The organism is Heyndrickxia acidicola (assembly GCF_001636425.1).
GTDB lineage: Bacteria > Bacillota > Bacilli > Bacillales > Bacillaceae_C > Bacillus_AE > Bacillus_AE acidicola.
On record NZ_KV440953.1, the window covers coordinates 2694708 to 2721484 of the forward strand.

Consider the following 26777-nt stretch of genomic DNA (forward strand, 5'->3'; position numbering starts at 1 on the left):
CCTACACCTCACTTTGAACTGTGTCATATAAATGGCATTCAATCGCTCTGCCATCAACATACCGGATTTCGGGCCTGACTTTCTTACATAAATCATAAGCAGCCGGGCAGCGCGGATGATAGGCACACCCGCTCGGAAGATCTACCAAGTTCGGTGGATTTCCGGCAATCCCTTCAATCGTTACATCTTCTGCTGTCAGCTGAGGAATTGCCTTAAGCAGCCCCTGAGTATATGGATGATGTCTCTCTGGTTGTTCGAGCGACTTGCTATCTGTCACTTCAATAAATCGCCCGGCATACATAATAGCAACCTTTGAGGATAGCTCAGAAACTAAGCTGAAGTCATGGCTGATAAATAATATGGCATACTTCTTAACCCTCTGTATTTCTTTAATCTTATCCAGAATGGAACGCTGCACCACCACGTCCAAAGCCGTTGTCGGCTCATCCATAATAACAAGCTTGGGATCAAGAGCAATGGCGATTGCTATTACGACCCTCTGCCTCATACCGCCTGACAATTCATGTGGATAACTTTTCAAGTGCTTCGGATCAATACTAACAATATCCATTAGTTCCAATGCTCTCTTTTTGGCCTCCATCTTTGACATACTTTTATCATGGCTAAGGAAAACATCGAGGATTTGTTCTTCAACGGTTAATACAGGGTTTAAAGCGTTCATGGCACTCTGAAAAACCATTGACATTTGGCTCCAGCGAAATTTTCGCAAGTCATTTTTATGCATGCTGTACACATCTTTTCCCATTACCTTAATAGTTCCAGAGGTTAAAACGGCATTGTTTTTTAAAAGACGCATAATGGCATTTCCCAAGGTTGATTTCCCTGAACCGGATTCACCTATTAGACCCACAATGGTATTTTCGTAGATTTTAAGAGAGACATCATTCACGGCATGAACCATACCAGCCGGTGAATCATAGCTCACTGAAACATTTTGAAGTTCAAGTACGGGCTGCTTTTCTTCCAAGGTTCTTCCTCCTTTTTTGTGACTTCAAGCGAGGATTAGTTATTTGATCAATAGCAAAATTCATAAGTACCAGACTGAGTCCAACCATTGCAATTCCAATACCTGGAGGAACAAACCACCACCATGCGCCTCTTAGCAAAGCAGCATTAGAGCTTGCCCAGTACAGCATTGTCCCCCAGCTTGTAGAATTGATATCTTCAAACCCTAAATAAGCTAAGCCGGCCTCAGCCAAAATAGCTCCTAATGTCGCAAACATGATATTACCTGCAATAATAGACATCATATTCGGACAGATTTCTGTAATCATAATTCCAAGAGATGATTTTCCGGACATTTTTGCAGCCGATATAAAATCTCTGCCTGCAAGCGTCATGGTTTGGGAACGAAAAACACGAGCACCCCATGCCCATCCTGTTAAAGCGATGATTAAACCATTTATGAAAGGAGTGGAAGACTTTAAATAGGCTCCAATCACAATAAGTAAAGCTAGACCTGGCAGTACCAAAAATAGATTGGTAAAAAAGCTGAGAATCGCATCTGTCAAGCCACCTTTGTACCCCGCGACGACACCGAAGATTAAACCAATAATTGTAGATAGAATTCCGGCACCAAGACCGACTATCATGGTGGTTCGCGCACCATATATAAATTGTGAATAAATATCCTGGCCTGTGTTCGTTGTTCCAAACCAGTGGCCGGCAGCAGGCGGCAAGTTAGGATCGAAGACGGCCGCACTAGGCGAATAAGGTGCAATGACCGGAGCGAAAATAGCCATAATTAAAAAGATTAAAAAAATAATAAATCCAGTTGCCGATTTTCCATTACTGAAAAACAGCTTAAATGGCATTGACACCCACTTAAAATAGTTTGTTTTTGAAGTTTTAATATTCAATTGTGAAGTTGCTGGTGTGACCTCTGCCTTCATCCCTCTACTCCCCTTCCAGTGCGAATCCGCGGATCCAGGCGACTATACAACAAATCAACGATTAAGTTAGCCACAAGTACAGCAACTGCAATTAAAAGAAAAGAGGCCTGAATCATTGGAAAGTCCTGTGATTGCACAGCAGATGTCAGTTGATTTCCAATTCCCGGATAAGAAAAAACCTGTTCCGTTAAGATAGAACCACTGACAACATTTCCGATGGCAATCGCGAAACTGGTTAATTGCGGAAGAATGGCATTTCGCGCAGCATATTTAAACATTAAACGCTGCGTGCTTACTCCCTTGGCTTCGGCAAACGTGACATAGTCCTCTCCGAGCGTGTACATCATATTATTGCGCATTCCCACAATCCACCCGCTTAATGATCCAAGCAATAACGTAATCCCCGGCAAGAAAGCATGATTTAATATACTGATTAAAAAAGTTCCGTTAAATCCCGGCGATAGGGACGGATCATAACCGTGAGCCATTGGAAACCAATTAAGCTTAAAACCAAAAATAAATACAAAAATCAAGGCAACCCAAAAGTATGGCATGGCTTGAAAGATCATGGATACGACGGGCAGGGTATTGTCTAAAAAGCCTTTTCTCTTCCATGAAATATACACACCTAACGTTGTTCCAATCAAAACAGAAAGCAGCGTAGAAATTCCCACTAACCCAATTGTCCAAGGCATACTTCCCCGAATCATATCACTTACAGGTGTTGGGTATTGCATGAAAGACAATCCCCAATGAAAAGTCAGCAGACCGTGTAAATAATCAAGATATTGCTGCCACAAGCTGGATTGGCCTATCCCATATGCTTTCTTCATCGCATTCAGTGCAGCAGGCGTCAGCTGCCCCTGGAACTTAGCAAACATGGCATCAGCAGGATCACCGGGCATCATGCGCGGCAGAATGAAATTAATCGTAATCGCAGCCCATAACGATAGAACAAAAAAACCGAAGCGATTGATAACGTAACGCATTTTCTCCCCCCTGTTGTTCTTAAAATAGGAGGAAAAGGGCAAATGCCCTTTTCCAATATGACAATTTAGTTATTCGGCTTTAATTTTGACAATACAATTGCCGGAGCAGGCCAGTTAAATGGAGCCGGATTCGCATACGGGTCATTTTCAGTTGGCCAGCCTGTGAAATTCTGTGTTCTGTTTTCATACCAAACCGGCCCGTTCACTAATGGAATAGTTGGCATTTTATCAACCATCACATTTTGAAGATAGTTAATTGCCTCTTTCTGTTTCGCTTCATCAGTAGTTCCCTGGAATTTCTTTAATGCAGCATCTGTTGCAGGATCATTCCACTTTTCCAAGTTCCAGCCGCCATGGCTGTTTAGCATATCCTGGTATTGCTTATACGGATCCGGACCTGAATTGGTCCATGAAATAGCCAAGTCATATTTACCGCCTTGAATATTTGTTGAGTATGTTGCAAACTCAGGCTGCTGAACTTTAACATCAATGCCTGCACTCTTTAATTCCTGAGAAATCAGCTGTGCCATTGTAGCCCAGTCCGTCCAGCCGGAAACCGTTTGGAGGGTAAAGGAAAGCTTTTTGCCGTCAGGTGAAACAAAGATGCCGTCACTGCCCTTCTTATAACCAGCATCCTGCAAGGTTTTCACTGCAGCATTTGTGTTAAAGTCAAATTTCAGTTTGTCTTGCGGAATACTTGGATCAAGCCATTTTTGATCTCTTGGCAAAATTAAGCCCGTTGTACTGGAAAGCGGATCATAACCAGATGCAGCCTGGTCTGAAAGCTTCTTGCGATCAATCGCTAAGCTTATAGCCTTACGTACATTGACGTCTTTTAAAATAGGATTGTTCAAATTTGGATAAAGAGTAACGTTATTGCTTGGAGGAAACCAATATTTGTTATGGTCTTTATCTGCAGAGACATACACTTTATCTGCACCAGGAATAAAAATACCTGCCCAGTCAAGCTCCCCCTTAGTTAAAGCCAATTGCTCACTATCGTTTCCACTGTATACTGGGAATTGAAGTTCCTTAACGGCATACTCACCGTCATAGAAGTTGGGGTTTACCTTCATTTTATAAAGCTGAGGTGAAAAGGATTCTAGTAGATATGGGCCAGTCCCAATGGCAAGCTTCTGAGTAATTTTTGCTTTGGAAGGGTCGCCAAGATCTTTCCAAATGTGTTGAGGTACAATGTCTACTCCTAAGATATAGGCTTGGAAAGGCACATCCGGCTGGGCAAAATTAAATGCAACTTGATTAGTCCCTTGTTTTTCAACCGACGTTACTTCCTTCCAAATACCTGAAGTATCGGCAGCCGGGTCTTTTTTCAGCAAATCAAATGTAAACACCACATCATCAGCGGTAAACAGCTTGCCATCGGACCACTTCACATTGTCACGAAGAGTCGCGACTAGTGTTTTATTCCCATTTGTCCATTCATACTTTGTTGCTAGCATTGGATTATCCTTACCGCTAACAGGATCTAAATAATCAAGTGGCTGGAAAATTAAACCGTTTGTCCCGCCCATAGCAGTGGTTGAAAATGGATTAAAGTTTTCTTGCCACTGACCGGCAGGTGATAAGCCGATCACTAATGGCTTGCCATTTTTAGAGGTGGTTCCTGTATTTGTATTCCCTGTGGAATTTGTCGTTTTATCAGCACATCCTGCCAAAACAAAGGTGAGAGCCATAAAGACCGTAATCAATAATGATGCCAATCTTTTATTCTTCATTTTTTTCCCTCCTATTTTTTTGCGAAAGCGGTTTCGGATTTTTGTAAAGCATTTTCTTTTTTATCAACTATTGTTGACCCTTACTCGTCCCAACACCTCCTTACAATGAATTTAAAGACTGCTGCAAACGGCTTGTTGTTAATCAGTTTATTATCCTTGTAACCGTATCACGAATCACTAATTCCGTTTCAATCGTAAACGGACTGGAAGAGTAATGCGGAACATTCATAAGCCTAAGCAGTTCCTTTGCAGCCAATTGGCCCATTTCCTCTTTCCTTTGCCTTATGGTTGTTAGTTTTGGAGTAATATATTTTAGTAGAGTGATATCATCAAACCCTATTAAAGAAATATCCTCTCCTATTTTCAAACCTTTTTCCCTCATGGCTTCCATTGCACCAATTGCCATCATGTCTCCCGCACAAAAAACTGCAGTAGGTAGACAGCCGCTTTCTATCAATTGTTTAACGGAAAGATATCCGCCTTTTTCGGAGAAATCACCTGGAAGAATCCATTCTTCCATTATAGGCAGCTCGTGATATGCCATCGCTTCTTTAAAGCCAATTAACCGATCGAGGCCCGGTTTTGTTACATAAACATCTGAAATAAAGGCTATTTTTGAGTGGCCCATTTTGACTAAGTAATCAATTGCCATTTTTGCCCCTCCTATATTGTCGGAACAAAGATAATTGGCATTCGGCCCTTTTAAATCCAAATCGATTGACATACAAGGAATGCGGCTTTGTACAATTCCCTTTAAATTTGGATCGTTACGGGGGACACCCAGCAGAAATAATCCATCGACATTTCTATTTTTCGCTCGTGCTTCAAATGTTTCCGCCTGGTTATCAGGATGATTATTTGCAAAAAACATTAAGTCATAACCGCTTTCGCCAATGACATCTTTAAAGCTTGCCAGTATGTCTTGAAGAAAATGATGCCGAAAGCCCGTGTTTAAGTGATCTTGAAAAAAAACACCCACCGTTTTAGATTTCTTTGTTGCCAGCCCCCTCGCAATTGAATTAGGCTGATAGCCCGATTCTTCTATAATTCGTTTTACTGTCTCAATGGTACTTTTCCCTACATCTGATCTTCCGTTTAAGACCTTAGAAACCGTCGCCGCTGAGACACCGGCTTTTTTTGCAATATCATAGATTGTTAGCATTTTTTACTCCTTCGAAAGCGGTTTCGTTGATACTATTATTTATCTAAAAATTCAGTTTGTAAAGGTTTTCATAATATTTTTTTTATTATGAATTTTTTTCTTACAATTGAATAAAAACTCAGGCTGCTCGTTTTATTCTTTAAGCCAGCGTACCAGCAGCCGAGAGAAAAAATATACCTTTTCCATTTTTGTTTTTTAGCTCATTTTACAAAAAAAGAAAGGAAACCACTGCAATCAAGTTTGCTGTGGTTTCCTTTCTTTTCTGTAACTTCTGAGCTAAGCTGAAAGGCGTATGAAACGGTAGTTTCACACGAATGAGCTAAAAAACGAGCATAGAATGTTAACAGAGACCATCATGCTAATTCAAATTCACACCATGACGCAAAAATACCTGTTCTTTTGCACATAACAAAAAGGCAATCATGATTACTAGAAGTTAGTTTAGCTTGATGCTTTAAAGTCGCAACACAGTTATTTTCAAAGTAGCCACTCCAATAAGAATTATGGAGCCAGCCTTTTGTATTTTGCTTCAAAAAGCAGGTAGGCACCGTAGGCAGCAAGTCCAAGGGCGACGACTACTAAAAGTACCGTACCAAACGGCTGCTTGGCGACTTCAGCCAGTGCGCCGTCCAATCCTTTTGTTTCATGAGGATCTGCCTTAAATGCAGTTCTGAGCAAAAAGATGCCAATGATGGCAAAAACCACCCCATGAGCAGAAATTCCAAACTTTCCGGTATATCGTACAGCATTCCATTCTTTTTTGTTCATCTCATGTCTCTTAAGCTTTTGGGTGAATTTTTCTTTGTAGGCATTGTAAAGACTATATAGACCCACACCAATGAATACAGCTCCAATTATGGAAATCATTGTTTGTCCAAAAGGCTGAGCGAGCACTTTTGCGGATAAGGTCTGATATTTTTCGCCCGATGTGCTCACACTTGCTCTAATCATCATTTTAACCGCACTGAAACACATCCCAAAATAGATCGCTGCAATGATCAAATAACTGATCCTTGCCATCCATCCTTTAGCGTCCTTCCCTTTATGTTCAGGATCGAAAATTGCCATTATAATCTGCCATACTGCATAGCTGGCAAGGCCAACAGCCAGGGCTGCAAGCAGGACTGATCCAAAGGGCTGCTTGGCAATCGTGTAGAGCGCCCCTGAGGAAGTCGTTAGTTTGCCGTGGGTTCCAAATGGTGTCATGACAGCAAGAACTCCAATCACAACATAAACGGCTCCTTTAGAAAGATGTCCAAAGCGGGCCATCCAAATAATCCAGGGTGCAGCCTCCTCCTTATATTCTTCGGCTTTTCTTTGAACATGTTCTTTTTCCTGCGAAAAGTCTTTTTTCATATAAGGGCCCCTTTCCAGATTTCTATGTTCTTCATACCCATTTTCTCCAGCTTTTGAAACGATTAGATCCCCATTCCCTCTCACTTCCACAATTTACATAGGATGTGTCCTTTCAGCACTCAAGCTTCTTCCGTTATTTTCTTTCTAATAGAGTAAGTAGGCGGTTAAATTTTGATCATCTTTATTCTGAGTGTTCATTAAACTCATCGAAGTTAGACAGGTTGGTTTTTATAGAAAGAAAAAAGGGCATATGGTAAGTAAATGTTTGACGGAAGGGGAATGAACATGTTTGAAAAAAGAACTGGAGAAATCCTAACAAATTTATTATTGCAATGGGGCGTGGACCATATTTACGGTTTGCCTGGGGATTCAATTAATGAATTAGTGGATGATTTAAGAAAAAAAGAAACGGAGATTGATTTCATCCATGTTCGTCATGAAGAAGTGGCTGCGCTGTCCGCTGCTGCGTATGCAAAGCTGACTGGAAAACTTGGGGTTTGCCTTTCCATAGCTGGTCCTGGAGCCGTCCATTTATTGAACGGACTTTATGATGCAAAAAAAGACGAGGCTCCCGTGCTGGCTTTAGTGGGGCAGGTAAAAAGCCATCTGGTGGGAACAGGCGCTTTTCAAGAAATTAATCTTCAGCAAATGTTTGAGGATGTGTCTGTATACAACGAACAAGTAGAAACAGCCGAGCAGCTTCCTGATCTTTTGAATCAGGCCATAAAAACAGCTTACACTCAACGGGGAGTAGCTGTTCTGGTCATCCCTGACGATCTTTCTGCAGTAAAGCAAAAAGAGATTCAGCACCTTACGTCCGCTATTTTGGAAAAACCTCAAATGATTCCTTCAGAGAATTCACTTATTCAGGCTGCTAAATTGATTAATAAAGCCAAGAAGCCTGTTATCCTGGCCGGCAGAGGCTGTATGGATGCGAGAGAGGAGCTTCAGCGCTTTGCAGAAAAAATTGGAGCACCCGTTATCGTAAGCCTTCTTGGAAAGGGTGTTATACCGGATATGCATCCTCACAACCTGGGCAATCTGGGTCAAATCGGCACGAAACCTGCCTATAATGCGATGCAGGATACGGATCTTTTGATTCTGGCCGGGACGTCCTTTCCATTCCGGGAATTTTTGCCTAAGTCCGCACCAGCAATCCAAATTGATATGAATCCTATTAAAATTGGCAAGTATTATCCTGTCACTCTTGGAATTGCGGGCAATGCTAAAACTGCCCTGAGCTGGCTGACCGAACACACAGAACCAGCTGATGACCCAAAGTTCCTTCATAAATGCCAGGAAGAAATGAATGCTTGGAGAGAGGAAATGCAAAAAGATGAAAATGCATTCAGTACCCCCATCACTTCTCCCCAGGTGATAATGGAGCTTCAAAAAATAATGAAGGATGATTCCATCATCTCCCTGGATGTCGGAACGATCACTGTTTGGACTGCCAAGCATCTAAAGATGACCAATCAAAAGCTTGTCGTATCAGGGTGGATGGCTACTATGGGCTGTGGACTCCCCGGTGCCATTGCTGCCAAAAGAGCATTTCCCAACCAGCAGGTTATTGCGATTTGCGGGGATGGAGGCTTTCAAATGGTCATGCATGACTTTGCCACTGCAGTAAAAAACAATATGGCGATGATTGTCATCATTCTTAATAACAGTGCTCTTGGCCTAATTAATTATGAACAAGCCTCCATTGGCCATTTGCACTATGCAACTGATAATGGTTCCATTGATTTTGCCGAATTTGCGGAAGCCTGCGGCGGAGTCGGAATTAGAGTAGAAAAAAGAGAGGATTTGGCCAATGCCCTTGAGCAGGCTTCTATATCCGAAAAACCTGTAGTGGTGGATGTTTTAATCGAAGATATTCCGCCTCTCCCTGGTAAAATATCCTATCATCAGGCCATTCATTATTCAGAATATGTAATCAAGGAACTCTTTGTAGAGGGTAAATTTGAAATGCCTCCGATTCGAAAAGGGATTAAACGCCTTTTAAACTAAGCAGTGGCTCTCATTTAAGATAGTCAATTCCTGAAAAACGAGCACTTATCAACCTAAAAATACCTAAATAATAAGACAGAGAGGGTGGTTCAAAAACCCGTACTATACCGTTGAATGGAGTCACCCTTTTTTTACTACTGAATAAAAAAAGGAAAAAGGAAAAAGGTAAGGAAATTTTTCTATTTAGTTTTTGACTAGGCTACCCAGAAAACATCAGTACGCATATCTGAGTAATATCCAATTTTCGTTTACAAGCAATATTAATTGGAGTGGAAAGCGAGTGTCTGAAGGGGAAATCAACCTGCAGGAATGAACAGGGCACTTCCCATGTCTATTTTAAATCCAATTGTTAATCTGAACCCAAAGTTGATTGTAGTGGAAGGCATGAGACTCCTGCGGGATCAGTTGGCCTTAGGGGACCCCACAGGAGCTTGCTATGATGAGGCACCGCTACCGCCACTAAAGTGATAATCAATCAGCAGAAAAAAAGAGGCTGTATCCAAGGTCTTCTGACATCAGTGGACCTTTTGGGACAGCCTCTTTTTTTGCCTTAAAGCCCGTGGCCATAATTTTAAACATTCTCCCTCAATTCAATTGGCCAAACTAAATCCATTGCTCCATGCCCATGGTCAAATGATAAAAAAATACATTACCACTCTTAATGAATTTCAATCCGCTCTTATGTCCGCTGTCGATTTCCCTTTCCTTCTTTTTTGGAAAGTACTCCATTTATTTCTGCCATTACTGAACACGCACCACCATTCGACAACCCTCTCTACATCTAACACAAAACGTCAAATTACCCATTAAATATACAAATTACAAAAAATTGGTTGACTACAAATTGGTAAATATTTAAAATTTAATAGATCTCTTAAAATTTTACTACTTTCTACCGATATAACTAGTAATATCACATTTTCTCTAACATATTTCCATTTTATGAACGAAATATAATACTTTATTCACATATAAAAAGAACCAAAATATTAACGAATTAATTCAAAGGAGAATAGGGCGAAGAATGAAAAAACTCGGAAAAGCACTGATATTGTCTACCAGCATCGTGACTGGGGCTGCATCTATCACTTTTTCTCCACTTCAAACGATGAAGATAGAAGCCAGCAGTTCAATTTCGATAACCAAAACCTCTTTTCAAACAATTACGAGCCTCCCAGTACATTCTGGGGCAGGAACCAGCTACAAAAACATCTACACAATTCCCAAAGGAGGAATTGTCAGTGCCACTGTAAAAAACGGCAGCTGGTATAAGGTATCCTATATCTACTCTTCCAAAGGGAAAAACACTGTAAAAACCGGTTGGGTGAACGAAAATTACTTAAAGGAATATAACCAATTGATTTCTGAAAAAAACTATTATGTATCCAATAAGACCGCTAACCTTTACCCTGCTCCCAATACAAGTAAGAAATGCACTTATACCGTTTCAAGCAATAATGGTTTTTATTCTACCCAAAAAGTAGTAAACAGCATTGGACAGACCTGGTACCGCGTTACATTTAACGGCAAAACCCTTTATATAAGCAGCTCATATGTCACGAAAAGCTCTTTCGTTTCATTCTCTCCTCAAAAATACAAAGCGGTAAAAGAAACGTATGTTTACCAAGGACTTGGAAATGCCTACAAGAAGCTAAAAACCATTCCAAAAGGTGCCATTATTACATCTGCCGGGAGAATTGGAAACTGGTATGCTGTAAGCTATGGAGGGGCAGCCGGTTTTATAAACAGCTCTGATTTCAGCAAATACTCACCAATAACCTATAAAACTACCAGTACCAATACAACCTATTATTTTACGAATAAGACCGTAAAGTTTTACCCGTCTGCTGACCTTCTGCAGGCAGCAGTTTATTCGGTGCCAAGCTCCACAGGTTTTGCCTCTACTAAAAAAGTCGAAAACAGCCTTGGACAAACCTGGTATCAGATTTCCTATAATGGCCAGGACTTATACGTCCAAAGCACGGATGCAGAAGCAGCAACAGCTAAAACTTTTTCACAACTTCAGTTACAAGCCAATCAGAACACAGTAATATACCAGAGCTTTGGAAGTGTATTCAAACCGCTTGCCACCATTCAAAAAAACGAAAAAATTAAGGTAACTCAGAAAATCAACAACTGGTACTTGGTAAGCTATAAGGGTATCACAGGCTATGTGTACAGCACCAATTTTTCTGTATATACACCTCCTGTAACCTATCAGGATACTCCAACAAGCGCTGCCTATTATTTTACGAATAAAACGGCTGTCCTGTATTCTTCTCCGGACACAAATAGCAAAACTGTGGCTACAATGGATGCCAATAATGGATTTGCATCTTCAGTCATTGGGACAAACAGCGAAAATAAGGATACCTTTTATAAAGTTAGCTTTAACAATCAAAACTTGTATGTAAAAAGTACGGATGTAACAAGCAGTTCATTCACTTCATTTACATCTGCACCTTATCAGGCAAAGGTGGATACGTATCTCTATCAGTCTTTTGGAAACGACTTTAACAAACTGATAAAAATTCCAAAAAACACAGTTCTTAAAATCTCAAAAAAAATTAATAGCTGGTACAGTGTCAGCTATGGCAATCAAACGGGCTATGCCTTTAGCGGTGATTTTTCAGCCTATACACCTCAGGTTACAGAGCAGGCCATTACGCCAACAACATACGATACGACGACTTCCCTGAATGTTAGAAAATCAGCTGATGCCAGTGCCGATCTGCTGACAACGATTCCCGGCTCCACCATTGTCATTGCCAGTGCTAAAACCTCAAACAATTGGTATAAAGTAACCTATAACGGCAAAACCGGCTATGCCAGCGGAAGCTATTTAAACCAGGTTATTACGGGGGATCCGCTAACAGCACATGACGGCTATCAATTTATTGATTTGCGCACGCATTCCAATGTAACCGCAGCTCAAATCAACAATTATATTGCAAGCTATGTAGAATCGACGGGAAAGAAAAGTATCTTAACCAATAAAGGTCAGGCCTTCATAGATGCCGGGAACAAATATGGAGTGAATGCCCTGTATCTTGCGGCACATGCAATTCTTGAAAGCGCCTATGGAACATCAACCATTGCATTGGCAAAAAATAATCTGTTCGGCTACCATGCATACGATGCCGATCCTTTTATTGCTGCCTACAAATTTTCCTCAGTGGAAGATTGTATTGATTACGCTGCAAGGGTCATTAAAGTTAACTACTTAACACCAACAGGAAGCTACTATAAAACGCCAATCCTTGGCTTCAAGACTACGGATATGAGCAATACACGTATAGATGCTAATAGTATAGGAATGAATTATTACTATGCCAGTGACCAAAACTGGGGAAAATCGATTGCTCGTCATATGCAAAACATTCTTGCATATAACAAGAATGATTATGCTGACGCGCAGCCGGATACATCAGTTCAAACTTACCCTGCCATTCCGGTTGCAATGGAGGTTTTCCCTCCCGGTGTAACTGCCATTGCAAAGAAGAATTTAACCTTGAACAGTGCAAAGGGTATATTAGACAATGTAAAAACACTGAGCTCCGGCTCTAGCTTTACCTTTGTTGAAAAGACCAATGATGATTGGGTGGAGCTGCAAACAGGCGGTCAAACCTACTGGACCCATGATATTAACTTTTACACATTTAAATCTTGTCTTTCAGTTAAGAACCTTGGAAGAGCCACTACTTACGGATTAAATGTACGCACAGGCCCGGGAACCAGCTATCCAAACGTACTAGACCAAAACTCAAACAATATATCCATTGATCCAACAGAATACATTTCTATTAACCTTAATAAAGACGGATCCCTTGCGATGGACAGTACAAAACAATGGTACAATGTCACCCTTGCAAATGGACAAACCGGCTGGGTAGGTGCAAAATACGTTACATTTGAGCTTCAATAAGGACTGAACACAGCGTTGTCGTTCACGATTTGATGTTGGCCATTCGTCGGCCAATAAGTGTTGGAGCTAGACAGAGACTACATCGGTTAAATACTTTATCCTCTTAAAAACTCCGGAAATTTTCATTCCGGAGTTTTTTATATAGATTCTTTCCCATTATTCTAATGACACTGCAGCATTTTCTTTCAGTGTAATTACAATGTTAAATATTAACATATAATTTGTGAAATTTAGCAAATATATAAATAACCATTATTCTTAGAAACATTATGCCAGCTTCAAAACAAATAGGGATAAAGTGGAGATAACAGCAGAGTTAAGAAGAATTCGCATTACATTGATTTTTATAGCCATTTTCATGGTATTTACAGGACAGAGCCACACGGTAACAAATGAGGGACATGACAACGAAAACCCAAATTTAAATTTATCCAACATGGTTCCGCTTGAAAATGGGTATTTCGGGGTCTTATCCGTTGATATCTAGGGTTCTTCAAAAGTAGTAGATATTTATTTTTATGATAAATAGAAAAATGAACTGATATTTAAAAAAGAAGAAAACCTGGATGACATCAATAATTCCTCACCCCAATAAGAGGAGTGAACTTCAGAAGGCTGTCCGTCTTTTCGAAATATCTATCCCTAACCACTACTTCTTGGACGTGCTGGCATTACAAGCTGATCCATGTTGTAGACCCTTTTTCCACTTTTCCTTCTCACCCATCGCCCTGTCACAATCTTTCCACATCCTAAAACCCAACATGATTGTGTAAAATCCCTTATAATAGTAATGATATAAATAGAAACAATACTATTTGCTGTTTATCAAGGAGCTGAACAAAATGAAAACGGCAGTTGTAATTGGCGGGGGAATTACTGGTCTTTCCGCTATGTACTATCTTCAACAATTAAAGCATTCTCTCAAAATAAATCTTAAATTAATACTAGTAGAAGAAAAGTCTTTGCTTGGCGGTAAAATTAGTACCATTAAAAACGATGACTTTATTATGGAAACAGGAGCCGATTCCATTGTAGCACGTAAAGAGGGAGTTTCTGAGCTAATCAGCGACCTTCAATTAGAGGATGCAATGGTAAACAATGCAACCGGAAAATCCTTCATCTATCACCAGCAGAAGCTTTTGCCCATTCCAGATGATACTATATTCGGCATTCCTATGAGCAAGGAATCCCTTTTTAGCAGCGAATTGGTTTCTGAAGAAGGAAAAAAGGAAGCATTAAAGGACCTCACCACCCAAAACAGCTCATTTACAAAGGACAGCTCTGTCGGCGAATTTCTCGAGGCTTTTTTAGGAAAAGAATTGGTTCAAAATCAAATTGCACCCGTTTTATCCGGTGTATACTCAGGAAAGCTGAATGAACTTACACTGGCAACAACGCTCCCCTATCTATTGGAGTATAAAAATAAATATGGGAGCATTATAAAGGGATTGGGTGAAAACAAACAAAAATTCCAATCAGGCGGCAATAAAAAGTTTGCCTCTTTTAAAGATGGACTCTCAGCCATTATCGACAGACTTGAAGAAAAAATAACCCCTGATGTGGAAGTTTTAACAGAAATGAAAGCCACAAAATTGGCACGGCGTGAAGACGGTGGCTACGTCATTTCATTTGAAAACCATGAAGAGATTGAAACAGATTATGCGGTATTAAGCATCCCCCATAATGCAGCAAAATCCCTTCTTCAGTCAGATGAGCTTGAACACCATTTTAATCAGTTGGAAGACTCTTCTCTGATCAGTGTTTATCTTGGCTTTGATATTCCGGATGAGCAGCTGCCTGCAGACGGAACCGGATTTATCGCTCCCGAAAACAGCGGATTGGTATGTAATGCTTGTACCTGGACGAGTCGAAAATGGACACATACGTCCAAGCACCACCGGCTATTATTAAGATTATTTTATAAAAATACGGACCCCGATGCCTTTATATACCTAAACCGACTGGATGAAGAAGAGCTGATTCGTGTCGCCCTAAAGGATATTGAAAAAAGCCTTGGCATAACAGGAAAACCAGTTACAGCCGAAGTAACGAAATGGGATCACCAAATGCCAAAATATCATTTGAAGCACAGAAAGACAATAGAAGCGCTCGACTCCGCTATGTCTGCTGAATTTCCAAATGTCATTCTTGCTGGCTGCTCTTATTATGGAGTGGGTATAGCGGATTGTATTAAAAATGGAAGGGAAACGGCTCAAAAGATTATTGATTCCCTGACCGTTTAAGGTTAGACCCAGCCTATCAGTAAACTTACTGGCAGGCTGGGTCTTTGTTATATTGAAGTTTAATAGCAAGCATTACAAAATCGAATGGTTAATAAAAGGAGGTGCCTAAGATGATAGAAAGATATCCAAAAATAAATAATTAATCAAGGTGAAACAAAGCCTTTATAAGTGATATTCCCTATTTCTTCCCTTCCCAGTGAAAGGAAGTTTCATCTCTTTAAGGAGGTATTTCGCTATGGAGTTTGAGGATAAGAGGAAAAAGTCACACAACTGGCGATTCGTAATTGTATGACTGAATAGATTGGAATAATCATTTAACGATTCTAAATGAGCTGTTTTAGATACACTATGGCATTTCCTGCATATCCATCTTCCATTTTTCCGCTGCATAGGAAGATTGAAACATTCGGGACAGTAAACGCCATTTTCAATTTCTCTTTTTTCGATATTGAACTGTCTTAGTACATCATACTCAAGGGGCTCATGCTTTTTTATCAAAACTCTTGAAAGCCTGTTCAGTTCTTTTTTGGTTAAAAGCACCATTTTATGTACTCTTTCAAACGTTTCAATCTTCGATATCATGCTTGCACTATGTGTAATAATAGGATAATTTTCAGGAGGACGGGAAGTCTTGATTATGGTAGAGGGATTCGTAATCACAATCAGTGTTTTGATAGGAACATCAGGGAATTTATTTGCGGAAAGCCACTGTTTTAGCTGTCTGTGATGTCGTTTAACCTATGATATGGGGTCCGAAAAGGCTTCTTCCTTACCATTAATTGTACGGATTAATTGGTTAAAATGATCATCAAAGATGATGCTTCCACTGATATTTTTGGCTTCAATAATAACGAGAAATTTAGAGGACATTAAAAGGGAATCCACTTGAAAATAGGAGTGTTCATTATTGTTAAGACGCAGATCATGTAATATTAAATAATTCTTTTCAGGCAAAAACTTAAAATGGTAATCTAACGATTGCTCTCCGCGATAACCTGCATAACTCTTTGCCAATTCCTCTTCCATAAGCGGCCGTTTTGGGTGAGTTATCGGAATCCTCCGCAGCAAAGCTTCTATTTTTTGAATTTTTATAGGGATTTTTCGCTCTTTTACAACCACATATTCAACTCCTCTCGATTAAGTCTATATAATTGTGTAAAAAGAAAAGGGCCATATCAGCCCTCCATGTTACAATGTTTTTCTACCACGAAAAAACATAACAGGAGGACATGATAATGACCCAAATTAATTTTACACTAGACTTCGATAAACTAAAAGAGGAAATCGGAAAATCTGATTTAAACGATATTGTGAAATCCTCTATTGTCCTTGTGTTGAATCAATATATGGAAATGGAAAGAGATCGCTATATACAGGCAGATTCCCATGAGCGTTCATCAGAACGGACCGATTATCGAAATGGATACTATGAGAGAGAAATGATTGTGAACGTTGGAAAAATCCGTCTTAAAGTGCCTCGGACAAGAAATGGTGAATTCGCTACGGACGTCTTTGAGAAGTATGCAAGATGTGATAAGGCTTGCTTTTGTCTATGCTGGAGATGGTCGTAAACGGGGTGTCCACTCGTAAAGTCACCAAGATTATGGAAGAGCTTTGCGGAGAATCCGTCTCAAAGTCCATGGTTTCTAATCTAACCAAAAAGCTGGATCCATTGGTGAATGACTGGGCAAACAGGCCTTTAAATGTCATGTACTTCCCCTATCTTTTCGTGGATGCCATGTATATTAAAGTTAGGGAGCACAATAAGGTTGTCTCTAAGGCGGTCTACATCGCGATGGGTGTCAACGAACAAAACAAACGTGAAATCATTGGGTTAAAGGTGGATCATTCCGAAAGTGAAACAAACTGGAGAGAATTATTTGAATCTCTTAAATCCAGAGGTCTTCAGTCACCGAAGTTAATTATTTCAGATGCTCATCAGGGGTTGAAAGCTGCCATTACCAAAGCCTTCATTGGCACCAGTTGGCAACGTTGTACCGTACACATGTTGAGAAACATGATTCAAACCATGCCCCGTAAGGACTCGAAAGAGGCACGCTCTCAATTAAAGGCGATTTTTAAGTCCTCTAATTTGGAAGAGGCTAAAAAGCTTAAAGACGAATTTATGGCCACATATGAAGAACAAAAGGGATACCAAAAAGCCATTCTTATTTTAGACGAGGGCTTTGATGATGCCACACAATTTTATACAGAATCAGAGGACTTCCACATCCATCTCCGTACGACAAACGTGCTGGAGAGATTAAATTCAGAGATTCGACGGCGTGAACAAGTGATTCGGGTTTTCCCCAATCACCAGTCTGCCTTCCGCTTAATTGGAGCTGTACTGATGGACTATGCCGATACTTTAGATCTAGGTAACCGAAAATTCCTGCATCCTCAATAAGGACATTTTATTAAAAGCTTAACTAGGAAAGATAGAGTAAGAAGATTTTGGTTGAGGAGGGGGCTAGCCCCCTCCTCAACCAAAACCCAATACTCAGACGTATATTCGTGGTATCCATTGAACATGCTTTTTACACATAATAGTGGACTTGACTCTCCTCTCCTACTAATAGAAGATCTAATCTCTTTGTATAGGCAAATAACCTCCTATATGCGTAAATTTAGATGAATTTTTTCAGCCTAGTTCAATGAATCGGGTAAAAAAGTGTGATATTCGGGTAAAAACACACCTTAATCGGGCGAAAACTGTTTCTAATCGGGTAAAAATTAACGTTAATAGGGTAAATTGGGTACAAAGACCTATAATTCCGCACTATTCCATACTGCATTCTACACTCATACTCACCGCTCCAATAAGTCCAAAAAATTAACCCCAACCCGCTCCACTCCGTATATAAAACACGCACAAAAAAGGAGTAAAATATCATATGTTTGATGATTTCGGTACAATCTCACACTTCGGACCCATTTTTATCGCTGCCATCTTTATCATTGTCATGATTGGTATTCTGGTGCCCATCATTGGATCTATTGCCCAATGGAGTAAAAATGAAAAGGCTCCCCGCTTGTCCGTTTTGGCTAAAGTAAAAACAATGAGAACAGAAATAAGGAGAAATGGAGATCACTTTGACATGCATACCCATACTGACCACTATGTAACATTTGAGGTGGAAAGCGGTGACCGCATAGAATTTTCTTTGACCGGGAGAGAGTATGGAATGCTGGCTGAGGGCGATTATAAAACATTATCCTTCCAGGGAACGCGATTTTATGGATTTGACCGGATAAGGAATCCTCTGCCTAAAGAAAAAATCTGCAACTATGAGAAATCCTATTCACATTAGTGCCTGGAGAACCAATCCAACAGGCACATTGAATGGACATAAAACTGACAGCATATTAAAACTACTCCTTCAGCTCCTGAATCTTTTTCTTAATTTTAGAATTCAGCACGAGAAGGGGATCATCTGTCTTATTGTACTTTGGCAATTTGCCTGATGCTTTTTCTAAGATAAGCGGGCTCTTCTTTTTTTTATTTTTCACCTTCATTTGCTCCCATCAATAGTTCAATAGTTATAGTTTATATTACTGGTATAGGCGAAAAATGGTGATTCCAATCCAAACAAAAAAGGCCAGATTTTTGTGGCCTTTTACACGCGCCCTGTCCACCCGCTTTTTTCTTTAAGATGGCCCAGCGCTTCTTCACTTTTTTTAAATAATTCTTTTGTATGTAGAGCCAAAGGAACCTTAGGAAGAGAAGTATCAGGCTGTTCTACAAAAAAAGGTGATTTTGAATTTTCCTTTTGCTCTTTTTTAAATGCTGGTTTGTATACTTTTGCCATATGCCTCATTCCTTTCCTGTCTATTTACTATTTTAACAAATCCCCTCTATCACTACTATACCCAAATGCCTATATTATCACTCTTTTACGTACCATGTATGAATAATCGCTAAATTAATCAGATAGTCAAAATCAATTTGCAGGACTGGCTCCTTCCAGGAAACTACTGCAATGACCACGGGATGAATTTTTTGTGTAAAAGGAATGAGTACAATTTGTGTATCCAGCTGGACAATGATTTCTTCATTTAACATTTCAAGCTGCTCTTCCTGGATTTCAACCCCAAGGCTGATACCGAGATCCTGCTGAAAGGTCTCATCATCTTTTTTGCATATGACCGTTATTTCCTGCCTGCATTCCTCGCCGTAAGTAGACAAAAAGCTTTCCAGGCTGTTTCGGTAATCATCAATATCTGTCCAATCCTGTTTACTAAAGGCTGATTTATCGACGCGGTCCAAAATCGTCGTAAACAAATGGCTCTTGCTTTTTGTCTTGACGATCACCTGTTTCATTTCTTCATTTACATTCTCTACTTCACTGACTACGCCGAGCTCTGTCCCGCCAATTTTTGAAATGGTGGGTGTAAGAAAAAGGGCTAAATCCACGAAAATGAACATTCCTGCATACAGTGTATAGGTCTGCCAATCTGCAGAGCGGAATCCTTTGTCTGAAAGAAGAAAGACAATGCCCACGAGAAACAAGAAGTACCAGGTGCGCCTGAGATTTTGCTTGTATTGCCGAAAAAAATTAGGAAATGCCCAGCTGCAGTAAAGCATCACTGCTGCAAAGCCAATTAATAAATACCATTTATGCGACTGGGCAAATATGAAAAATGGCTTCCCCCAATAGGCATTTAAAATACACACTACGATGATGGCTGCAATAGGTACAATAATCTTCCATACTAGCCACGTTCTTTCCTGGCTTGGTTCCTCCACGGTTTCTCCTCCTTTGTTAAGCATGAACAATATCTTTTTGATAATTGAGGCATGAAGGCTTCTTTATGCAGCATCTCAATCCCCAGCCGTAGATTACTATACTATATGTCGGGTCATTTACAGACATTCAATGTCCTGCTTGGTCCTGCATGAACATTTTATAAAAAGGGTTTTGCCATATCTGAAAACATTGATACAAAACCTCTTTCAAAAAGTATACATCACAATACACTTTTTTAAAAAAATTCAGATATATTCACTTCTATTAAAAGACCCCGGATCAAAACAGGATCCGGGGTCTCTCTCTGTAACTGGCTGTCATGGACGGGCACACCACGTTACATTTATCACACCATTATAATGCACCAGTAGTAAAAGGTGCCGAATCAAGAGGAGTTTCAATGATAACAGGGTGTTTCTTCGGATTCAGCCACTTCAGAATTTTTATCACATTTTGCTCAGAGACGGCTGTACAGCCAAGTGTATAGTTCCCCTTTTGAATATGGAAAAAGACGGCGCTTCCCTTGCCTGGTATGCGATTTGTATTATAATTAATGACAAATCCGTAATCGTATTGAGGAATATACATTTTCTCGCTTTGTTCATGTGTCTTCTTTATCGATTGAAGAGTGTTATAATATTGGGATTTTGGATTATCCACCCAGACGCTATCGCTAGTCAGTCTTATATATTTTAGTTTTGTACCAGGATTCGCTTGTCTGCCAAATGCTTCGGTAATGGTAAATTTCCCAGTAGGAGAGCCTACTGAATTCTCATTAAAATTTGAGACAAAGCCACTTTTGCCAATAATTCCACTGATATTCAGCATTTGAACCCACTTTCCATTCGACTGTTTATCAAAGGTTTGGACAGTTGCCTGGCTCGTCCCCTTGCTTGGTGTGGTTACAAGAATAAGCTGCTGATTACTTCCAATTGTTTTAAACTCATTTGCAATGGTACTGGATGTAGCCCGCTGAAGATAGGCAGCACTCGCATATGCCGATTTTCCCTGGAAGGTAAAAGAAGCCCAGCCATTACTGATAGACTTTACCTGTATAATCTGATTGCTTTTTAAAGCTCCTAGAATATGATTATGAGTACTTGGGCCAGTCCTTACATTCAATAGGTTTGCCTTAACCTGATAGGTTCCTGAGCTGCTGGCATCTGATGTTGTATGCATCTGAATAAACAATGACAAAACGAATATAGCTGCCATCATTTGTTTCAGCCAAGATTTCTTCTTCATTTTTTTCCCTCGCTTTAATAGATTTACTAATTGAAAGTATACTATAGTTTTTGCAACCCTAAAATGGAACTATACTACTATGATCCATCTGTTATCTGTTTATAAAAGGCTGTTTTCGCATAGATTGTTGCTTTACGTATAAAGGATTATTTCGTGTGTTGTCTGTCTTCGTGGCATCTTTTCGTATGCTATTCACAAGTATTAATACTGAATATATATTTAAAATGATATTTCTGTGTCCCATAGCAACAAAGTTTACGAAAAGAGCCTTATAAAAAGGCTGTTTCATTCTACCTGTTGAATTCAAATCATCATAGTGCTTTAACTCTGACTTTGGTATTGCCTTAATCATCCTGCCGGTTAATTCCTCTCGAAGCACTTGTTTCCATTACGATTGATTCAATAACGAGTAAAAAATGCAGCAGATCCTATGAAAAAAGAGAAGGAATAAGTTCCTTCTCTTTTTTCGTATAGATTATTGCTTTTCGTACAATAGATAAATCCCGTAATTCGTCGTGCACCCTTTCGTAGACGAATGACAAGTTTAATATCAAACCTGTTGTTTTAATTATCTTTATTTTGTTAAATAGGAGCAATGGCTGTGAAAAGAGACTTTTCGGTCAAACCTGATTTACAGCATGGATGCTATCCACGATAGCTTTGGCTCTTTTTTCTATGTCTTCGGGCTTACCGCTCACAAGACTTCCTCCAGCTCCTACTGCAATAGCCCCTGCTTCAAGCCAATTCTTTGCGTTGCTTTTCGTAATGCCTCCTGTAGGAATGAACTTTACTCTAGGAAAAGGTCCCTGCAGGCTTTTCATATATTCTGGGCCAAAAACAGAAGCGGGAAATAGCTTAAGTGTTTGAAAGCCTTCGTTCACTGCAGCTAAGATATCTGTCGGCGTTAAAACACCAGGTATATACGGTATGCCCTTCTCTAAAGTCCATCTTCCTACCTCTGTATGAAATCCAGGACTAATGAGAAAGCTTGCTCCTGCTTCCCATGCCAATTTGGCCTGTTCAAGCGATGTAATTGTTCCTGCCCCAATGATCGCCTCTTTTTTATCGGCAAAGTACTGAATGACCTTTTCTGCCTCCGGAATGGTAAAGGTAATCTCCAGGACTTTTATGCCGCCGCGCAATAATGCTTCTCCCTTTGCAATGGCTTCTTCAACATGTGATGCCCGCAGAACCGCTATCAGCTTTTTATTTTCGAGCAATGATAATAAAGTGGTCATAGCAGCCTCCCCCTATTCCAAATTATTGTGCCGAACAAATGCCTCTTCATTTCCGGACTTCTGGCCACGGACAATGGCTAGACAAACTGCATCAAAATAAATATGGACAGATTGATCAAATAACGAGCTTAATGGCTGTTCACTAAAAAGTTCTCCTTCTTTACGATACTTTGTAGCGGCTGGAATATGAATGGTACATTCGGAGGCATGCGCGAGTTTAGACTTTTGGTCACTGGTAACTACCACTACCATGACACCATTATTCTTTGCTTTTTCTGCCATGCCGACAATAGTGCTTGTCGTTCCGGAACCGGAGATTGCTATTAAAATATCTCCTTTCTGCACGGACGGAGTAGTGGTTTCGCCTACTACGTACACATGTAATCCCAGATGCATCAGTCTCATGGCGAAGGATTTGGCCATCAACCTCGAGCGGCCCTCCCCCAAAACAAAGATTCTTTGGTTAGTGGATAATACGTCCACTAATTTCTCTACATTGCTCCGATCAACTTTTTTAAATACTTCTTGAATCTCATTTAAAATTGTTTCAATTGCTTCACTCATGACAATGCCTCCCATGCTTTTCTAATTTCCCGTGCTGCTTTTTTAGGATCCTCTGCTTTTGAAATAGCGGACCCTACAATAAGGACATCCGGATTCAGCTTTTTTAATTCAGCCAGTGTATCAATCCCTATCCCGCCAGCAGCCGCTACTTCCTGATGCCCCGATACAGATAGTGAAACCCATTGAGCTTTTCCTCCATGCTCCTGTTGGTCCTTGCTGATATGCTTGCACACTACTACATTGTCAAACTGCTCAATGTATTTCAGATTTTCCTCTAGTGTATTCAATAAATCGATCATTACTTTTTTTCCAAAACGCTCTGCTGTTTCGACACAGACATCCAGCGTTACGGCTGGTGCAGCCCCCATAACCGTTGCAATATCAGCTCCAGCTTGAAAACACATTTCAAATTCGTATTTGGCATTATCAAACGTTTTAATATCGGCAACAATGAACTTATTTGGAAAACGCTTTTTCATTTCCTTAATGCTTTTAACGCCAAACTCTTTTATTAAAGAGGTTCCTATCTCAATCCAATCAATTTCCTGCTCGGCCTTTTCAGCAATAGCTATTGCTTCTTCAATAGTTAAACGATCGAGTGCCAATTGTATTTTCACTTGACAGCCACCTCTTCTTTTACGTAATCCGTTTTAGTTAGTAAGGACTTTTTTTGTGTACGGACTGCCATTGTCAAGATTACAGAAACCAAAAGAGCCCCTGCCATAAAGATATAGCTTGCAGTCGCACTGCCCGTCACACCATTCAAATAGCCAACTACATATGCACCTACAAACGAACCGAGTGCTCCCATACTATTGATTAGGGCATTCGCTCCACCTGCCACTTTTTTAGGAAGTAGTTCGGGAATAATAGCAAAAAACGGACCATACGGAGCATACATAGCACCGCCTGCTATGGCTAATAAAACAAATGAAAGCCAAAAGTTCGAAGTCCCGACCACGTAGGATGCGAAGAATGCCACCGTACCAATTAAAAGGGAAACCCAAACAAAAGTTTTTCGATTCATCGTTTTATCAGAGAAATAGGAAACCAAGAGCATTCCCAATGTTGCAAGTACATAAGGAACGGCGGATAGCCAGCCTGTTTGTACTATACTGAGGGTTGAACTGCTTTTAATAATGGATGGAAGCCACATTACGAAACCATAGACCCCAATGCTCCATGCAAAATATTGAATAGAGAGTAAAATAACCGTTTTTGAACGAAATGCTTCCTTATAGCTGGTCATTCGGCTAAAGCCTTCTTGCTCTTCCTTCATAGCATTTTCAAGGTCTTGCTTTTCCTGATTGGTCAGCCACTTGGCATCCTTAGGCCTGTCATTAACGAGTTTCAGCCATACGAAAGCCCAAATGATGGCAGGCAGGCCTTCAATTAAAAACATCCCTCTCCAATTAAACGCTTTCAATAAATAGCCTGAAACTATGGACATCCACAATACCGTTACGGGATTCCCAAGTATTAAAAAGGTGTTGGCACGAGACCTTTCCCTTTTTAAAAACCAATGGCTTAAGAAAACAAGCATCGAAGGCATTACAGCGCTTTCAACCACTCCAAGGAAAAACCGGATAGGATAAAGCCAAGCTACGTTGTGCACAAGACCTGTAGCAGATGCTAAAGCCCCCCAAAAAAGCAGGCTCCAAAATACTAACCTCTTGGCACTTTTATTTTCAGCATAGTGAGCGCCTGGTACCTGAAAAAAGAAGTATCCAAGAAAAAACAAAGCAGATAGAAAAGAGGCAACACCTGTAGTGATATGCAGGTCTCCAGCCATTCCTCCGGCTGCACCGAAGCTGTAGTTTGCTCGATCAAAGTATGCAAGACTATAAGTAATAAACGCAATCGGTATCAAATAGAAAAAACGCTTTTTTGCTGCTGTATTTTTTTGTTTCATACCACTGCACCCCTTTTCATAAATTGTTCAAGTTCTGTTCTGGTTGGAAGTCCTTCCTTGTCCCCTGCAGACATTACAGCCAGAGCCCCAATGGCATTTGCCCTTTGAACGGCTTCAAAATAAGATAAACCATCAAACAAACCGCTGATTACACCAACGGCAAACCCATCTCCGGCTCCGACCGTATCTGCCACTCTCTCCACTTTTATACCGGGAACGATCCCATTTTCTTGCTGTGTCGCCACATAGGCTCCCTCTTTGCCTAATTTTATTACTACAAGCCCTACTCCCTTATCTAAATAGTAAGCGGCAATATCCTTCGGTTCCTGGAATCCTGTCAGCAATGCTCCTTCTGAGATACCAGGGAACAGCCAATCGGCACGGCATGCAAAGGATTGGATGACTGAGATCATTTCTTTCTCATTTTTCCAAAGGGATGGGCGCAAATTAGGATCGAAAGAAATGGTCTTCCCTTCTGTTTTGGCTTTCTTTAAAATATGCTCAGCAAGCTCTCTGACAGGATTTGAAAGCGCAAGAGGAATGCCTGTCATATGATAATGGCGTGCCGTTATTTGAGCCAGTTCCGGAAAGTCCTCGCAGGACATTTGATTGGCTGCTGAAAAGCTTCTGTAATACTGAACAAAGGGATCACCAGCCTCCACTTTCTCCTTCAGCTGGAAGCCTGTCAGTTTTTCGCTGTCTCTTTTAATAAGAGAAATGTTCACTTTTTCTTTTTGCAGCTCTTCTATGATATAGGTACCAATTGGATCGATGCCCACTTTACTCAGCCAGGCTACATTAAATCCCAGTCTTGCCATACCGATGGAAACATTCGTTTCAGCCCCGGCCAGTTCTTTTGTGAATTCCTTTACTTTTGATAGATTTCCCTTAGTATTGGCCATGAACATGCCCATGGCTTCGCCAAATGTCAGCATGTCAAACTGTTTCATAATGGGCTCCTCCTTCAGTAATCATAGAATAATAGTCTTTCAAGCTGCGAGTATCAACAGGAAATTCCACTGCAATCGGCGTTGCATTTGAATGCCCCTCCTGCAGCCGTTTCCATTTAAAATTTGTATGAGGAGAAATCGCAACCGTTGTGAAGCCGTCTTCTGCTTGAACGACTTCTTTTATATGAATATACTTTGTGTGCGCTTTCATTTTCTCGATTGCAGCTGATGGATCCTCCTTTACGTACAGCCAGTTTCCAATATCACACGTAAAGTATATAGAAATAGCTTCCTTCTCGCAGCGCTCAAAGAATGCCGCAAGCCTTTCGACTTTTCCACCTTCTTGTGTCTGATCATTTTCAACGGTTATACAGTATCGCCCGATTGCTGTTTCTGTAAGCACCCTTAAATCCTCCATACAGCTGTCAGGAGTATAATGGCCCAGGGAAAACTTAATGAGTTTCGCGTCCAAGCATTGCCCCTCAAGTAAAGCCTGCTTAATTTGCTCTGTATTTAACCCTCCATTTAAATTAAATAAGGGAATGGGGCATGAATAATATCCCACTAATCCTATATCATTCAGCATCGTTTTAATATCTGAAACGGAAGGAAGCTCTTCTTTTAGCAGTTCTCGGCGTATTTCCACTCCTGAAAACCCGGCCGCTTTAATCATTTTAAAAAGGCTCTGGTAGCCCTCCTGACTGACTTCAGCAGCAGTGAAGGAGTTCATCGTAATCAAAACATCAACCACTTGTATTCCCCCTTCTTTTTTGGTACCGTTCCCAT

21 protein-coding genes and 1 pseudogene are annotated in these 26777 nt (G+C 40.4%); 5 read left to right on the forward strand and 17 right to left on the reverse strand.

All coding sequences use genetic code 11. From position 1 onward, the window contains the following. Nucleotide 1: 1 nt before the first annotated feature. The 6 genes from A5N88_RS12585 to A5N88_RS12610 all read right to left on the reverse strand — a co-directional run bounded on the left by A5N88_RS12585 (nt 2) and on the right by A5N88_RS12610 (nt 7156). Nucleotides 2-988, reverse strand: coding sequence for an ABC transporter ATP-binding protein (locus A5N88_RS12585; RefSeq protein ID WP_083953142.1), 987 nt, complete (start codon nt 986-988; stop codon nt 2-4). Further along, nucleotides 963-1913 (reverse strand): ABC transporter permease, encoded by a 951-nt coding sequence (locus A5N88_RS12590; protein ID WP_066266560.1) that lies wholly within the window; start codon nt 1911-1913, stop codon nt 963-965. The genes A5N88_RS12585 and A5N88_RS12590 overlap by 26 nt, the downstream gene beginning before the upstream one ends. Beyond that, the gene (locus A5N88_RS12595; protein WP_066266563.1) at nt 1910-2902 is read right to left on the reverse strand and encodes an ABC transporter permease; all 993 of its coding nucleotides are present in this window, start codon (nt 2900-2902) and stop codon (nt 1910-1912) included. The genes A5N88_RS12590 and A5N88_RS12595 overlap by 4 nt, the downstream gene beginning before the upstream one ends. 65 nt (nt 2903-2967) lie before the next feature. Beyond that, nucleotides 2968-4638 (reverse strand): ABC transporter substrate-binding protein, encoded by a 1671-nt coding sequence (locus tag A5N88_RS12600; protein WP_066266566.1) that lies wholly within the window; start codon nt 4636-4638, stop codon nt 2968-2970. A 142-nt stretch (nt 4639-4780) separates the two neighbouring features. After that, nucleotides 4781-5800, reverse strand: coding sequence for a LacI family DNA-binding transcriptional regulator (locus A5N88_RS12605; RefSeq protein WP_066266569.1), 1020 nt, complete (start codon nt 5798-5800; stop codon nt 4781-4783). A 501-nt stretch (nt 5801-6301) separates the two neighbouring features. Then, nucleotides 6302-7156, reverse strand: a complete 855-nt coding sequence (locus tag A5N88_RS12610) for a DUF1206 domain-containing protein (RefSeq protein WP_066270494.1) — start codon at nt 7154-7156, stop codon at nt 6302-6304. Between the two features lie 285 nt (nt 7157-7441). Between A5N88_RS12610 and A5N88_RS12615 the strand changes: the two genes are divergently transcribed. The 3 genes from A5N88_RS12615 to A5N88_RS12630 all read left to right on the forward strand — a co-directional run bounded on the left by A5N88_RS12615 (nt 7442) and on the right by A5N88_RS12630 (nt 15334). After that, nucleotides 7442-9166 carry a pyruvate oxidase gene (locus tag A5N88_RS12615; protein WP_066266571.1) on the forward strand — a complete coding sequence of 575 codons (1725 nt, stop codon included), beginning with the start codon at nt 7442-7444 and terminating at the stop codon, nt 9164-9166. Nucleotides 9167-10190: 1024 nt separating this feature from the next. Beyond that, nucleotides 10191-13091, forward strand: a complete 2901-nt coding sequence (locus A5N88_RS12620; RefSeq protein WP_066266574.1) for an SH3 domain-containing protein — start codon at nt 10191-10193, stop codon at nt 13089-13091. 842 nt (nt 13092-13933) lie between these two features. Continuing rightward, on the forward strand, nt 13934-15334 hold the full coding sequence (locus A5N88_RS12630; protein WP_066266579.1) for a protoporphyrinogen oxidase: 1401 nt from the start codon (nt 13934-13936) through the stop codon (nt 15332-15334). 738 nt (nt 15335-16072) lie between these two features. Here the strand turns inward: A5N88_RS12630 and A5N88_RS24395 are convergent. Continuing rightward, on the reverse strand, nt 16073-16453 hold the full coding sequence (locus tag A5N88_RS24395) for a nuclease-related domain-containing protein (protein ID WP_083953144.1): 381 nt from the start codon (nt 16451-16453) through the stop codon (nt 16073-16075). A 116-nt stretch (nt 16454-16569) separates the two neighbouring features. Between A5N88_RS24395 and A5N88_RS12640 the strand changes: the two are divergent. Both A5N88_RS12640 and A5N88_RS12645 read left to right on the forward strand, forming a co-directional pair. Beyond that, nucleotides 16570-17741: pseudogene (locus tag A5N88_RS12640) on the forward strand (IS256 family transposase). Between the two features lie 487 nt (nt 17742-18228). Continuing rightward, nucleotides 18229-18645 (forward strand): DUF2500 domain-containing protein, encoded by a 417-nt coding sequence (locus tag A5N88_RS12645; RefSeq protein WP_066266584.1) that lies wholly within the window; start codon nt 18229-18231, stop codon nt 18643-18645. Nucleotides 18646-18706: 61 nt separating this feature from the next. Here A5N88_RS12645 and A5N88_RS24940 read toward each other — a convergent pair whose 3' ends face one another. The 10 genes from A5N88_RS24940 to A5N88_RS12695 all read right to left on the reverse strand — a co-directional run bounded on the left by A5N88_RS24940 (nt 18707) and on the right by A5N88_RS12695 (nt 26742). After that, nucleotides 18707-18844 (reverse strand): hypothetical protein, encoded by a 138-nt coding sequence (locus A5N88_RS24940; protein ID WP_157090672.1) that lies wholly within the window; start codon nt 18842-18844, stop codon nt 18707-18709. 107 nt (nt 18845-18951) lie between these two features. Further along, nucleotides 18952-19143 carry a hypothetical protein gene (locus tag A5N88_RS12650; RefSeq protein ID WP_066266591.1) on the reverse strand — a complete coding sequence of 64 codons (192 nt, stop codon included), beginning with the start codon at nt 19141-19143 and terminating at the stop codon, nt 18952-18954. A gap of 77 nt (nt 19144-19220) precedes the next feature. Next, on the reverse strand, nt 19221-20081 hold the full coding sequence (locus tag A5N88_RS12655) for a type II toxin-antitoxin system SpoIISA family toxin (protein WP_066266594.1): 861 nt from the start codon (nt 20079-20081) through the stop codon (nt 19221-19223). A gap of 355 nt (nt 20082-20436) precedes the next feature. Further along, nucleotides 20437-21327 carry an SH3 domain-containing protein gene (locus A5N88_RS12660; RefSeq protein ID WP_066266600.1) on the reverse strand — a complete coding sequence of 297 codons (891 nt, stop codon included), beginning with the start codon at nt 21325-21327 and terminating at the stop codon, nt 20437-20439. Between the two features lie 620 nt (nt 21328-21947). Beyond that, nucleotides 21948-22565 (reverse strand): bifunctional 4-hydroxy-2-oxoglutarate aldolase/2-dehydro-3-deoxy-phosphogluconate aldolase, encoded by a 618-nt coding sequence (locus A5N88_RS12670; protein ID WP_066266604.1) that lies wholly within the window; start codon nt 22563-22565, stop codon nt 21948-21950. Between the two features lie 12 nt (nt 22566-22577). Next, the gene (gene hxlB / locus A5N88_RS12675; protein WP_066266607.1) at nt 22578-23129 is read right to left on the reverse strand and encodes a 6-phospho-3-hexuloisomerase; all 552 of its coding nucleotides are present in this window, start codon (nt 23127-23129) and stop codon (nt 22578-22580) included. Further along, nucleotides 23126-23746, reverse strand: coding sequence for a 3-hexulose-6-phosphate synthase (gene hxlA / locus A5N88_RS12680; protein WP_066266609.1), 621 nt, complete (start codon nt 23744-23746; stop codon nt 23126-23128). The genes hxlB and hxlA overlap by 4 nt, the downstream gene beginning before the upstream one ends. After that, on the reverse strand, nt 23743-25041 hold the full coding sequence (locus A5N88_RS12685; protein ID WP_066266610.1) for an MFS transporter: 1299 nt from the start codon (nt 25039-25041) through the stop codon (nt 23743-23745). Before A5N88_RS12685 ends, hxlA begins: the two co-directional genes overlap by 4 nt. Continuing rightward, nucleotides 25038-25991, reverse strand: coding sequence for a sugar kinase (locus tag A5N88_RS12690; RefSeq protein ID WP_066266611.1), 954 nt, complete (start codon nt 25989-25991; stop codon nt 25038-25040). Before A5N88_RS12690 ends, A5N88_RS12685 begins: the two co-directional genes overlap by 4 nt. Next, nucleotides 25978-26742 carry a sugar phosphate isomerase/epimerase family protein gene (locus A5N88_RS12695; protein ID WP_083953146.1) on the reverse strand — a complete coding sequence of 255 codons (765 nt, stop codon included), beginning with the start codon at nt 26740-26742 and terminating at the stop codon, nt 25978-25980. The genes A5N88_RS12690 and A5N88_RS12695 overlap by 14 nt, the downstream gene beginning before the upstream one ends. Between the last annotated feature and the right edge of the window lie 35 nt (nt 26743-26777).